Genomic DNA, 12,955 nt, shown 5'->3' with positions numbered 1-12,955 from the left:
TATCCTATGGACGCAGAATCACAGTGTACGGCTGACGAATGGTTGGGTCTGAGCGAATCAACACGCCATCTTGCGTACGGATACTGTTTAACGTATCTAAGTCACGACCAATACGGTCAGCCGGAAGGAAACCCTGCGCCGTTGCTACAACCACACGGCTCTGCATACCGACCACACGTGCATTGACCAAAACCCCGCCCTCTTGGCGCAGCATCGTGCCGGTCAGTACATACTGAATTTGTTGCTCTTGCGCCAGATCTTGCCAATCACGGCTTAAAGCAAAATCGCCCTGCTGCGTCACTTGGATAGAGCCCGTAGTTTTGAAATCAACCACTTTAAACCCTCGGCGCTGGAACTGATGGATAAAACCTTCCGAGACCGAGTTACCTAACCAGTTTGTTGCATCCATATTTTGTAGATCAACAAACGAGGTAATCGCAATCGGTGTCCGCGCAGATACCGCCACATTAGAAACCATCAGGTCTTCGGTCATGCTTTCAATGAAAAAGTCCATCGTATGACGTGGACTATCCATAAGCATGAACTGGCTTCCCGAGTACGGTTCTTTACCATTGTAAATCGGTGAGTACGCGCACGATGTCAGAAGCGTCATCATCGATGCGGCGACAAGCCACTTTTTCATGGTTTGATTCTCCAGATAATCTTAGGTGATACCGTTCTTGATTAATTCCTTTCTAAGAAAGTGAATATTGGAACAGTCTTTGCTTTTCTTTGTTTGCCTAACGAAGAAAAATCCACCAAACTTCACTGAAATTGTTAAAGCAATATTTATACCCGAACGGTTGTAATCAATGAAAAAAATATTAAACAGTCTGTTTTTAATCACTTTAGTGATGCTTGTGCCTTTTAAAGTAATGGCATCTTGGTATGAAGTAACAGGCGTTGCCACTATCGTTTCTTCAGAAGAGACCGCAAGGCTCCATGCGTTGGAAGACGCGCTGTTCAAAGCCGTCAATTTTTCGGGCGCAGATATTGGCAGTATTAGCAATTTGATGCCGCTGTTAGAGGAAAGCCGTAACGAGTACCAGTTTACCAACCATGAAGTCCGTTACATTTTGGTCGAGTCTGAGCGTAAACGCCGAGGTAAAGTCGAAGTAAAAATTCGCGTCGATATTTATCCATCGGCAACGGGTTGCCACACCGATCAATACAAAAAGACGATCCTTGTCGGCAATATTGAGGTTGCCTCACCACAACAAGCGGTGATGGGGCAGATTTACCAAGTGGGTGACGATTTTAGCCGCGTGGTGAATCGCCAGCTGGATCAAACCTCTCGCAGCTTTGTGTCTGTGGGTACAACGGACTATTCAATTAGCAGTAACTATCCCGCTCGTACTCAAATGATCGCGCAAGACAACGGCGCACAATACATCATTGGGGGAGTCATTACCGATCTCACTGCGACAGTCGAATCTCAGCTACTGCAAGATGACATCATCAATCGTCAGTTTGCGTTAGAGATGAAAGTATTTGATGGTAAAACTGGCCATGAAGTCTTCAACAAAGCCTACCGTGAAGTGGCGCGTTGGCCATTTGCCAAAACGAGCCAAGTAGATACTCGCAGTGCGCGCTTTTGGGCGTCGACCTATGGCGAGATGATGCTACGCGTTAGTCGCAATATCATGCTGGATCTAGAGTCAGAGCTGTCTTGCAAAATTACGCTGCCAGAGGTCGTTGCTGTCTTCGGCAATACAGTAACGATGGATCTCGGCCGTATGCATGGCGTAAAAGAGGGAGACAAATTGCAGCTTTGGCACACCGCATCATTTATCGACCAAAACGGATTACCAAGAAATAAAGTATCGCAAAGTGAAATTACATTGACGGTATCTCGTATATACGAACACGAAGCCGAGCTGACAATTGATCAGCCAAATTTAGCCTCTAGTGTTCAAATTGGCGACGTAATGAACAAGATCCTATAAAAGCAAACATTAAGTCTTGAGATATGCTCACTTTTGAATATCATAGGCAGCGCATCTTATTTGATTATACCAATGACCGTAGTAAGTCGTTCAAAGTGATGCTGATAAAGACCTAAACAAAGTTGCTAGGTTTGCATTCGGTAAAACGGTTCAATGAACTGCAACTATTGGTATTACGCCCCCATGGCACAGCTGGATAGCGCAGTCCCCTCCTAAGGGACAGGTCGTAGGTTCGAATCCTACTGGGGGCGCCATATCATAGCCTTAGCTCCCACTTGAGCTAAGGCTTTTTTGTATCCACTATTTCGAGCTTCACAGAGCGTTTCCAAGTAACGTGTGAAACAATTTCCTCAGTAATCAATATGATCGCCTCGCTCCTTTACTCGACGAGATAAAACCTTTTACTGTTCCGACCTCTTCCCCTTGAAATCATTTCAACAAGCCCTATTTACAGTTTTGTATTTTATTACTTTAATTATCTATGAGTTTTGCTTACCCTTTTAGCTATTAATAAAATTATTAGTTAGTACTATGTCTAAGAGCAATTTAATAACTAACACTGGACACCGCTTTATTTCTAAAGGCAAGACTGCCTTTAAGATTCATATCCATACCCCCGAGGACACGGTATTGCACCGCTCGGTTGGGTTTGTTCGTATTGGAGAAAAGAAAGGCTTACAAAAAGCCATTAAGCTGAGAAACGAATTAGGCCGGCAAATGTGGGGCAAATTTTGGCGACGTCTTTTGAAGGATCCTTACCTCATGACCAGACTCCCACACAGCGTTGAGCCAAAAATTGTTCACAAGCCTAACCCCACTCTTGAAAACCCAGATAACCGAGATACGTGTTACATCGCTAAGTGGCGAGAGTTCAATGATGACGGTGACTACAAATACAAAACGGTGGTTCGCTCTATTAGTAAATACGGCAAGCTTGCCGCCTACATGCAAACCAAAAAAGCGTTGTTAGAAGCACATAAAGACAACTTGGAAATCCTAACATTCATGGGGCGCTTAAACAGCATTGACCTCAAGTGATGTTTACCGTTTTTAGCTTTTCAGTCCGTTTCAAATAGAAATGAAAAAGCCCCAAAGAGCGAACTCTTTGGGGCTTTCAGCTTTAGTCTTCTACACTACGGTCGGATAGAAGCTTATTGCTGAACTTGGTATTCAAATTCTGGAACAACGATTTCTACGCGACGGTTTTGCTGACGACCTTCACGAGTGTCGTTTGAAGCGATTGGGTTGTTTTCACCTTCGCCACGCGCTTGAATACGTGATGAATCAATGCCTTTTTCAACAAGTGCGTTAGCTACAGATTCAGCGCGTTTCTCAGAAACTTTTAGGTTGTAAGCTGCTGGGCCAGAAGTATCTGTGTAACCTACAACTTCAACGTTCGCTTGTGGGTGCTCGTTTAGGAAAGCAACCAGGTTATCAAGTTTTGCAGCGCTCTCTGGTTTTAGAGTTGTGCTGTTTAGATCAAAGCTACCAGTGCCGATTGTTTGAGTTTCGAATGTTTTCGTTACAACTACTGGCTCTTCTACGACTTCTTCTACAACCACTTCTTCAACAACAACTGGCTCTTCTACGATTACTGGCTCATCGTTGCCACCGAATTTGAAAGAAACACCCAGTGTTGCTGTGTTACCTGTCGCACGAGTTACATCGTTGCTGATATCAGTCAGAGTTTGGTATTCCGCGCGAGCAGTTACGTTTTGGCTTAGGTTGAACTCAAGGCCAGCTGCGCCTAGGTAAGAGTAATCATCTTTGCCATCAAACATTACGTAAGCGCCACCCACTTTACCGTAAAGTGCGATGTCTTCGGTGATTGGTAGGCTGAATTTAGGTGCAAGAGTGATTGCTTCTACATGGCCACCGAAAGAAGTTTGGTTAAAATCACCGATGTTGTCGAAACCTGCTTCTACTGCGAAGTATTTATTCATTTCGTAACCAACAAAAGCGCCAAGAGTAGAGTCGTCTTTGTCACAAGCCTGGCCCGCTACACACGCGTCTTCCATCCATGACTTACCCATCTTACCACCAACGTATACTTCTGCTTGTGCTGCTGAAGCCATAAGTAGAGACGCTGAAATTACCGCTGCTAATTTTTTCATTATTGATTCCTCTAAAGAAGTTCTTTTGTTAGATGCCGAAATGCGCCGTCTGACTGACGTTGTATTTCAATTCTTTTTATTCATTCCTTGAGTGAGATACTTAGTCAGCTTCTTTTTATGCACATGCATTTTTTTTATGGAAGCTACTTACGTACATTTCCTGTTCAGTGATACATATCGCCATCTCGGTATCACTGACGGGGTGAACTATAACGCTAAGAAATCGCGAGAAAAATCCCAATTCTGTCAATTTATTGTCATCAAAAATCTCAACAACATGTGATCTTAAGCAAAAAAATCCCCACACAATCACGACGCAAACGTTTGCTTTATTTTCTGGAACACTACAACTTAAGCAAAGTTTTTTCTTAAAAATGAGACAACAAAAAGGGAACTTTAAGGATCATGGATAAAAATCAGACATATATTTGATATATAACCGTTCACTTTTTATTCTCGACAAAGATATTTGGATTAAAAAATCTTATCCATACCTAGGTTAATTACGGTCCTAAATACCACATCCTTCACCGACATATGAGAAGATTTCTCATTATCTAAGGTTCAGATACAAAAAAGCCGCGGATGTTTACCGCGGCTTTGTGACTATTTATTCAAAAGAACGTTTAGTTCAAAGCAATTATGCGTTTGCTTCACGCTCAGCAATGAACTCAAGCGCCATCTTAATACGAGCAACACAACGCTCTTTGCCAACCAGTTCCATTACTGCATCTACAGAAGGAGACTGACCGCCGCCTGTTACAGCAACACGTAATGGCATACCGATTTTGCCCATGCCGATTTCTAGCTCTTCACAGACTGCAGCGATAACGCCATCTTTGATGTTTGCTGTTGTCCACTCGGTCAGTGCTTCAGCTTTCGCTAGAGCAAGCTCTAGAGGCTCTTTAGCCACACCGCGTAAGTGTTTCTTCGCTGCGCCCGCTTCAAACTCAGAGAAATCTTCGTAGAAGTAACGGATTTGCTCAGCTAGCTCAACCAGCGTGTTGCAACGCTCACCCACTAGCTTGATCACGTCAGTGATAGCAGGACCATTCGTTACGTCTAGTTTTTGTTGATCTAGGTGCCATTGTAGGTGCTCTGCAACGTACGCAGGATCTGAATTTTTGATGTAATGGTTGTTCAACCATTGCAGTTTGTCCGTGTTGAAGGCAGACGCTGACTTAGATACTGCGTTTAGGCTGAATAGGTTGATCATCTCTTCTTGAGAGAAGATTTCTTGGTCGCCATGAGACCAACCTAGGCGCACTAGGTAGTTGTTTAGTGCTGCAGGCAAGTAACCCATATCGCGGTATTGCATGACCGATACTGCACCATGACGCTTAGACAGTTTCGCACCGTCATCACCTAAGATCATTGCACAGTGCGCAAACGTTGGTACTGGCGCACCTAGTGCTTCGTAGATGTTGATTTGACGAGGCGTATTGTTGATGTGGTCTTCACCACGAACAACGTGAGTGATACCCATGTCCCAGTCATCCACTACTACACAGAAGTTGTAAGTAGGTGAACCGTCAGTACGACGAATGATTAGGTCATCCATTTGATCGTTGCGGATTTCGATACGGCCACGAATTTGGTCATCAAATACTACGCTGCCTTCTTTCGGGTTACGGAAACGGATAACACATGGATCGCCATCTTTTGCCGCTTCGTTTGCTGCTTTGATTTTTGGATGGTTAGCATCGTAGCGAGGCATTTCTTTATTTGCTTCTTGCTCTGCACGGATTTCATCTAGCAGCTCTTTAGACGCGTAACATTTGTAAGCTTTGTCTTCAGCAAGAAGCTTATCAACCATTTCGTTGTAACGATCAAAACGTTGAGTTTGGTAGTAAGGACCTTCATCCCACTCCAAGCCTAGCCATTCCATGCCTTCAAGAATTGCATCAACCGCTTCCTGAGAGTTACGCTCAAGGTCTGTATCTTCGATACGTAGAACGAATTCACCACCTTGGTTTTTAGCGTATAGCCAAGAGTAAAGTGCAGTACGCGCACCACCAACGTGTAGATAGCCAGTTGGGCTAGGAGCAAAACGAGTTTTAACCGTCATTTGAGTTCCTTAGGGGTAATGAGCAACGAGAGATCTCTCGTTGTAATGTCAAGGGTAAAAGTGGCGACATTTTACCACCGTAAGTCAATTCTACAATCGGTTTGACACCAGAAATACAAACAGGGCAGCACCAATAAAGGTACTGCCCTCCTATTTACTGTTAAAGTGCAGAACAAAATTACTTCAGGTTACGCATCGCCCATTGCATAAATTCTTGCTGCTCTTCACGGCTTAACTCATTAAACGATGCTTTGATTGTTTTGGTTTCCGCCGGAGAAGACGCAATGCTTGCCTTGGTCGATTCTTTGTTCATTGCATTGTTATAGTCAGCCACTTCTCGCTCGTAATCACGAAAACCTTGCAAACCACCTTTACGAAGTTGAACCATAGAGAATGCCACTTCTTTTCCGTGTTTGTCTTTCAATACCACTTTTGGATCGAGTTCAAAGGCTTTCGCTTCTTCGATGGTACGGAACGCTTTGTAAGTCAGCGATAGCTCGGCGTCTTTTTCTGCTTCAAACTCTAATACCAGTGGCTGCGAATCGAACTTACGGCGCTTGCCATCTTCAAAGACAATTTGTCCAACCGTCACCGCCAACTGATTTTCCCCGTCCTTCAGCTCGATGCTGTTATTTTTGGAAATCCACTCAGGGTACACGAACTCACCGTTGAGAACGCGAGGAACCAGTTCAGCTTGCAGAGTCAGTTGAGCAGCAAAAGCTGGCGCAGAAAGCATTGCGCAAAGTCCGAGAAGTGTCGTTGTTTTTTTCATCGTGGTTTCTCACTTTATACCAATTTAGATAAGCCTCTAAAACTTACAGGCCAGTCATTCCAAAGGCTTATTTGAATCAGTATCAAGACAAAAAGGGCGTTTCCGCCCTTTTAGCTGCTTCTTTATTAGAAGTAGTATTCAACACCCACAGAGAACTCATCGTAGTCTGCAGATTTCCAACGCGCTTCTGTTGGTTTATCCAGTTGATATGCACCGTCGCCAAAGTCTAGAGTACGAGCACGTACGTAAAGCACTGCCGATGGGTCTACGAAATACATAACTTGTGCAGATAGTACATCGTCTGCTGTATCGTTAATTGTCTTACCATCACGCTCTAGATCAAAGTTCGCTGCGTAAGCCAGTTTGTATTGCCAATCACCAGTGGTGTACATGATAGCGGCAGACATTGCGTCTTGCTTCTCACTCACGCCGTTGCTTGCGTCAGCTTCCATGTATTTGTATTGCGCGAAGAAAGAAATACCGTTATCAAACCAGCCTTGAGCACCCACCAAGTATGTGTTGTTTTCCCACGTTTGGCCTTCCATCTTAATGTTACGGTTACCCTCGTATGCGGCATCTAACTGAATTGGACCAATTTTGTAGTGCGCTGCGATACCACCCCAGTAGTCATCACCTTCACCCAGACCCGCTTTGTCACCGGCACCAGCCGCAATATCTAGAGAGAATTTATCCGCATACATTGGCGAGTCCCAACGAATGGTGTTTGATTGACGGTCTTGATACTTAGCACCACCAATTGCACCACCCCAGTCGTAAACGTCACCGAGACCTGGGTTAGATGCAGGCCAGTCAACCAATTCGTACATCGGTGTTAATACACGACCTAAACGAACTTGACCCCAAGATGCACTTTCAAAACCGACGAATGTGTCACGTTCACCAAGACCTGCACCCTCGCCGCCAAAGCTAGGGTCAACGTAACCACCTTCGATTTGCCAAATAAAAGTAGGACCGAAGTTAGCAAATTGTTTTTTACCACGGAAACCGATGCGAGATTCGTTGTTTAGCTGCATGCCACCTAGATCATCGTCCGTTGCTTTGTTGCCAGAATCGTAATCGCGGTACGCGGCCTGCATCGCGATGATCCCGTAAACTTCATAAGAGAATGAATCTTTGGTTAGGAACTCTTTTGCTGCGTCACTGTTTGCACCATCAGCAAATGCAGCACCACTGAACATCATGCCTGTGATTGCCGTAGCAAGTAGGCTTTTCTTTAGGTAAGACATTTTTAACCCCTATATTTTTTAGTTTTTTCCATTTTCAAATTCGCTAACTAGGACATGGCAGGAACTTGAAACAATGTTTGGACGGGGCAAATATGACAAACTTTTTTCGCACTAAAAAACTTTCCCTACAGCAATCTGAGCGACTTCAAAATGAGAAGATCAAAAATAATATAATCAATTAAAAATCAAAAACTTAAATTTAAATATAAAAAATCAAAAACGTTAAAAGCACTTTTTGACACTGAACTGACATTGAGAGCATCTCAAAAGCGTGAGCGACTTCATTCATCTTTTAGGTGTTTTAACGGAACTTTATATTCAGAGAGAAAAAACCTTGAGATCACTCGCAAGTAAAATGGCAGTGAACTTTTGTGATTCAAGCGATTTTGACGAAATTGTTGAGAGCAAAAAATGGGTATTGACCTTACCCTTGCAGGAAGGTTTAAGCTCAATGTATCACTATTATTGAGGTGCAGATTATGTATCAGTTTGTCATACCTTTATCAGGGCTCAACTGCATGGGCTGTGCGAGAAAAGTTGAGAGTGCTTTACATGCGAATCACGATGTAGAGATCCTCACTTTGTCCCCAACGCAAGTAGAGGTCAAAACCGAGTCCTCGCTTAAAGAGCTTGTTTCATCAATTGAATCTCTTGGTTACCAAGCAGGAAATCAGTACGAGTTAAACCTTTCAGGCTTAAGCTGTGGCGGCTGTGTGAAAAAACTCTCGTCTTTATTAGACTCTCATCAAGACGTTATTTCTTTCGAGGCTTCAACAACGCACTTAGAGATTCGTACCCTACTCTCCGAGCAACAAGTCATTGAGCTAGTTGCCAGCTTGGGCTATACGGCCAACAATAGCGCTGTTACTGATAACTCAGTTGCTGAAGAGCACAAGGCAATCACTCCCGATCAACGCCAAAGCCAGACACATCAAAGCGAAAAAGGCGACCAAGCAGCGCCTGACGAGCAACCAGCAGGCACGGCTCAACTACAGATGTTGATTCAAGGTATGACCTGTGCAAGCTGTGTCGCATCAGTAGAAAAAGCCCTTACTAATGTACAAGGGGTTGAAAAAGCTCAGGTAAACCTCGCAGAACAAAGCGCACTGGTGTTTGTGACTGAAGACTCAGATTCGTTACATCAATCTATTTTGCAATCTGTCAAACAAGCGGGTTACCAAGGCGAGGTTTTACAAGACGCCGCGACACAGCAAGAAAAGCAAGCGCAGCAACAACGTCAACAGCAAAAACGTTTTAAGTTGGATGCAATTGCTGGCCTTGTTGTGGGTGCCCCTTTGATGATTTGGGGTGTTGCTGGTGGCAACATGATGATTCGCAACACCAATGACCAATTGGTTTGGGGCGCGATCGGTATTGTGTGTTTGCTGCTGCTTGCCACTGCCGGAAAGCAGTTCTTTAGTAACGCTTGGTTAGCGGCCACTCACAAGCGCGCCACGATGGATACCTTAGTTGCGCTCGGTACTGGCGCAGCATGGTTCTATTCTATGCTTGTGGTGATTTTCCCAGATTGGTTCCCAATGGCATCTCGTCATGTTTACTTCGAAGCCAGCGCGATGATCATTGGTTTGATTTCACTTGGCCACTATATAGAAGCCAAAGCGAAAGCAAACACAACGCGCTCGCTTCAGGCTTTGGTGAACTTACAGCCTCAACAAGCGACCGTCATCACTGAGCAAGGTGATAAACAAATCGCGGTAGAAGAAATCACTTTAGGAATGAAGTTACGTATCAAGCCGGGAGAGAAAGTGCCCGTCGACGGTACGGTAATCAATGGTGAATCGTATATCGATGAGTCCATGCTAACAGGTGAGCCCGTTCCTGTATTAAAAGCACAAGAGGCACATGTATCCGCAGGGACATTGAATACCGACGGCTCTCTCACTATAGAGGCTACCGGAATCGGCGCAAATACGATGCTCGCACGTATTATTCGTATGGTGCGCAGCGCTCAGAGCAGCAAGCCCGCCATCGCTAAACTGGCAGACCAGATTTCATCGGTGTTTGTCCCTGTCGTTGTAGGCATAGCAATACTGGCCGCGCTTGTTTGGTTTGCCGTTGGCCCAGAGCCAAAAGCGAGCTATATGCTGGTGGTCACCACAACCGTACTTATCATCGCCTGCCCTTGTGCTCTAGGCTTAGCAACCCCACTTTCTGTTACGGTGGGAGTGGGTAAAGCCGCAGAACTCGGCATTTTGATCAAAGATGCTGATGCCCTGCAGCTAGCGAGTAAAATAGATACGGTTGTGTTCGATAAAACAGGCACGCTTACCCAAGGTAAACCAAGTGTGCAGCAAGTGTTTACTCACACCACCAGCCAAGAAGAGCTGTTGGGGTTGGCGTACGCCGCCGAGCGTCAGTCAGAGCACCCACTAGCAAAAGCGGTATGCGACTTTGCTAATCAGCACGACACGCAAGAAGTGACTCTCGATAAATTTGAAAACGTTCGTGGGCGCGGCATTTTGGCAACGTATCAAGGTAAACCGCTGCTTATTGGCTCGCTTCAATTTATGCAAGCGGAAAACGTTGCAACAGAGGCTCTTCAGGATGAAATTGACGAATGTGCTCAGAACGCATGGACTCCGGTTGCCGTTGCGCTCGATGGTGAGTTAGTCGGCCTGATCGCCATTGCTGACCCAATCAAATCGGATGCAAAACAAGCGCTCTCTGCATTAAAATCGCAAGGCATCAAAACGGTAATGCTAACGGGTGACAACCAACACGTAGCCAACGCTATCGGTCAAGAACTTGGTATTGATGAAGTAATCGCTCAAGTAATGCCAGATGAGAAAGCTCAGCACATTGAGCAACTTCAATCCCAAGGCCATGTTGTGGCAATGGTGGGGGATGGCATTAACGACGCCCCTGCTCTCGCGTTAGCCAACCTTGGTATTGCAATGGGTAGCGGCAGTGATGTCGCCATTGAAAGTTCGCAAATGACCATCCTTAACACGTCACCAATGGCGGTGGTACATGCGATTGAACTGTCGCGCGCTACACTTAAAAACATGAAGCAAAACCTATTTGGAGCCTTCGTTTATAACTCACTGGGGATCCCTGTTGCCGCAGGCGTACTTTATCCTGCATTTGGATTTTTGCTCAGCCCAGTTGTCGCAGGTGCGGCAATGGCGCTGTCATCTATTACTGTCGTTAGTAATGCAAATCGACTACGACTTTTTTCAGTAAAATAACCACTTATATTTGAGGCTATTATGAAGTTGAAATTATTGACCTTTGCAATGCTTGCGACCGCATCCGCCAACGTATTGGCAGCTGATGTCATTAACCACAAATCGCCATACTGCGGCTGCTGTGGTGAATGGACAAAACACATGGAAGAGAACGGATTTACGGTCGAAGAGAAATTGCACGATGACATGAACGCCATAAAACGCGATCTAGGCATCAAGAACGAACAGCTTTACTCTTGCCACACAGCAGAAATCAACGGCTATGTGTTCGAAGGTCACATTCCAGCCGAAGACATTAAAGCATTCTTAGAAAATCCACCACGTAACGCAAAAGGGCTCTCGGTACCGGGCATGCCAATGGGTTCCCCTGGTATGGAGTATGGCGATAAAAAAGACAGCTACACTGTTTACGCCTTTAACGAAAAAGGCCAAGTGTTCGAATATAGCCACCACGAAGGCAACGACAAATAACAAGAAAGCCCAGCAAATCAATTGCTGGGCTTTTTCTTAATGGACAAATATAAGATTAGAAGCCGTAAGAGGCACCAAATACAAACGCATTGTTAACTAGGCTATCACCACTTGCGTTTTCTGCACCGTGTGCTTGGCTACGGAACTCAAAGTAAGGCTGAACACCTTTACGTGTCCACGTTGCGCGAAGCTCGTGGTCCATCGTTTCCGCTTCAATCATGTAGACGTTGTTGTAGCTTAGCGTCACATCTTCATTCATCACGTAACCAATACGGTTATCCATTCGGTAATCTGTATCCGCATCTGCGTCTGTCGCATCAATATGCGCACGAGTACGGTTACTTAGCGAGATACCGTTATCGAAGTTGTAACCGATCTTAACCAATGGACGGTACTGTACGTTCTCGCCAGCAGAGAACAAGTGTTGGTAACCCGCTGCAACCCATAAATGATCGGTAATGTTAAATGACTGCTCACCACCCACAGTGATTGCTGGTGTTGTGTTACCCGCGCCACCGTTTTCTGTTTCCAGTTTACCCAGCTGAATACCATCAAACTCGGTGTAAACCGTAAAGCCACCAAATTGGTTATCAAAAGTATGACCAGCTTCCAGTGTAGACGTAACGTCCGAACCATGGATTCGACCATCATCGTGGAATTGAACGTTACCTGTTACGTAAGAAGAACCAGCAAAAGCGCTAGAAGCGAAAGCGAGAGAAAGAGCACTCAGTGCAAAAATGTTTTTCATAATTACTGCCTTTATTTATTCACGTTATGCGACGGTTTTAAAGGGCTTCTCTTCCCTTTTATCGCAAACTTTGGAATGTGCCTCCTTGGCGATCGCAATATTGTTCCAATTAATTCGCGATGGAAAATAAAACATTTTAAAAAGTGATCTTGTTCAAACCGACGCTCAACAACCCTGATAAAAGTATGGTAAATACAGGTACTTACCGTATTTTTCTATAATGATTCAAAAAATAGAAGTGTGATCATAAACAGGTAATTTATTGACATTTAGCAAATTAAGTCGATCCAGTTCACAATAACCCTGACCATTACAAGCTAAAACTTATTTATCAATGAAAAATAATCAGACATTGGTCACACTTAATTTCCCATAAAAAT

At 44.7% G+C, this 12,955-nt stretch carries 10 protein-coding genes and 1 tRNA gene; 5 read left to right on the top strand and 6 right to left on the bottom strand.

Translation table 11 applies throughout. From position 1 onward, the window contains the following. Nucleotides 1–4: 4 nt before the first annotated feature. The gene (locus NL643_RS08600; protein WP_005382013.1) at nt 5–643 is read right to left on the bottom strand and encodes a FlgO family outer membrane protein; all 639 of its coding nucleotides are present in this window, start codon (nt 641–643) and stop codon (nt 5–7) included. A 169-nt stretch (nt 644–812) separates the two neighbouring features. On the opposite strand from NL643_RS08600, the gene NL643_RS08595 reads away from it, so the two are divergent. The 3 genes from NL643_RS08595 to NL643_RS08585 all read left to right on the top strand — a co-directional run bounded on the left by NL643_RS08595 (nt 813) and on the right by NL643_RS08585 (nt 2,984). Next, nucleotides 813–1,946: a flagellar assembly protein FlgT gene (locus tag NL643_RS08595; protein WP_005393145.1), complete on the top strand. Its 1,134-nt coding sequence runs from the start codon at nt 813–815 to the stop codon at nt 1,944–1,946. Nucleotides 1,947–2,123: 177 nt separating this feature from the next. Continuing rightward, nucleotides 2,124–2,200, top strand: a tRNA-Arg gene (locus NL643_RS08590). 277 nt (nt 2,201–2,477) lie between these two features. Next, nucleotides 2,478–2,984 (top strand): hypothetical protein, encoded by a 507-nt coding sequence (locus NL643_RS08585; protein WP_031780328.1) that lies wholly within the window; start codon nt 2,478–2,480, stop codon nt 2,982–2,984. 113 nt (nt 2,985–3,097) lie between these two features. Here NL643_RS08585 and NL643_RS08580 read toward each other — a convergent pair whose 3' ends face one another. The 4 genes from NL643_RS08580 to chiP all read right to left on the bottom strand — a co-directional run bounded on the left by NL643_RS08580 (nt 3,098) and on the right by chiP (nt 8,147). After that, nucleotides 3,098–4,060, bottom strand: a complete 963-nt coding sequence (locus tag NL643_RS08580; protein WP_006743033.1) for an OmpA family protein — start codon at nt 4,058–4,060, stop codon at nt 3,098–3,100. Between the two features lie 640 nt (nt 4,061–4,700). Then, nucleotides 4,701–6,128 carry a glutamate--tRNA ligase gene (gltX, locus tag NL643_RS08575; RefSeq protein ID WP_046874282.1) on the bottom strand — a complete coding sequence of 476 codons (1,428 nt, stop codon included), beginning with the start codon at nt 6,126–6,128 and terminating at the stop codon, nt 4,701–4,703. A gap of 178 nt (nt 6,129–6,306) precedes the next feature. Beyond that, entirely contained in the window at nt 6,307–6,900 is a 594-nt protein-coding gene (locus NL643_RS08570) for a DUF2057 domain-containing protein (RefSeq protein WP_012842058.1), read from the bottom strand. 125 nt (nt 6,901–7,025) lie between these two features. Then, complete coding sequence (gene chiP, locus NL643_RS08565) at nt 7,026–8,147, bottom strand: chitoporin (RefSeq protein ID WP_006743034.1); 1,122 nt, start codon at nt 8,145–8,147, stop codon at nt 7,026–7,028. Nucleotides 8,148–8,626: 479 nt separating this feature from the next. Here chiP and NL643_RS08560 point away from each other — a divergent pair, with 479 nt between their 5' ends. Both NL643_RS08560 and NL643_RS08555 read left to right on the top strand, forming a co-directional pair. After that, nucleotides 8,627–11,356, top strand: a complete 2,730-nt coding sequence (locus NL643_RS08560; RefSeq protein ID WP_253644269.1) for a heavy metal translocating P-type ATPase — start codon at nt 8,627–8,629, stop codon at nt 11,354–11,356. Between the two features lie 21 nt (nt 11,357–11,377). Beyond that, entirely contained in the window at nt 11,378–11,827 is a 450-nt protein-coding gene (locus NL643_RS08555) for a DUF411 domain-containing protein (RefSeq protein ID WP_012842060.1), read from the top strand. 55 nt (nt 11,828–11,882) lie between these two features. Here NL643_RS08555 and NL643_RS08550 read toward each other — a convergent pair whose 3' ends face one another. Further along, nucleotides 11,883–12,575, bottom strand: a complete 693-nt coding sequence (locus NL643_RS08550; protein ID WP_005382004.1) for an oligogalacturonate-specific porin KdgM family protein — start codon at nt 12,573–12,575, stop codon at nt 11,883–11,885. Nucleotides 12,576–12,955 lie beyond the last annotated feature (380 nt).

The sequence above is a fragment of the Vibrio sp. Y42_MX_L11 genome, from assembly GCF_024181785.1.
GTDB lineage: Bacteria > Pseudomonadota > Gammaproteobacteria > Enterobacterales > Vibrionaceae > Vibrio > Vibrio diabolicus.
Note: the sequence above shows the minus strand (reverse complement) of the source record. Positions and strands in the feature narration are given on the sequence as shown.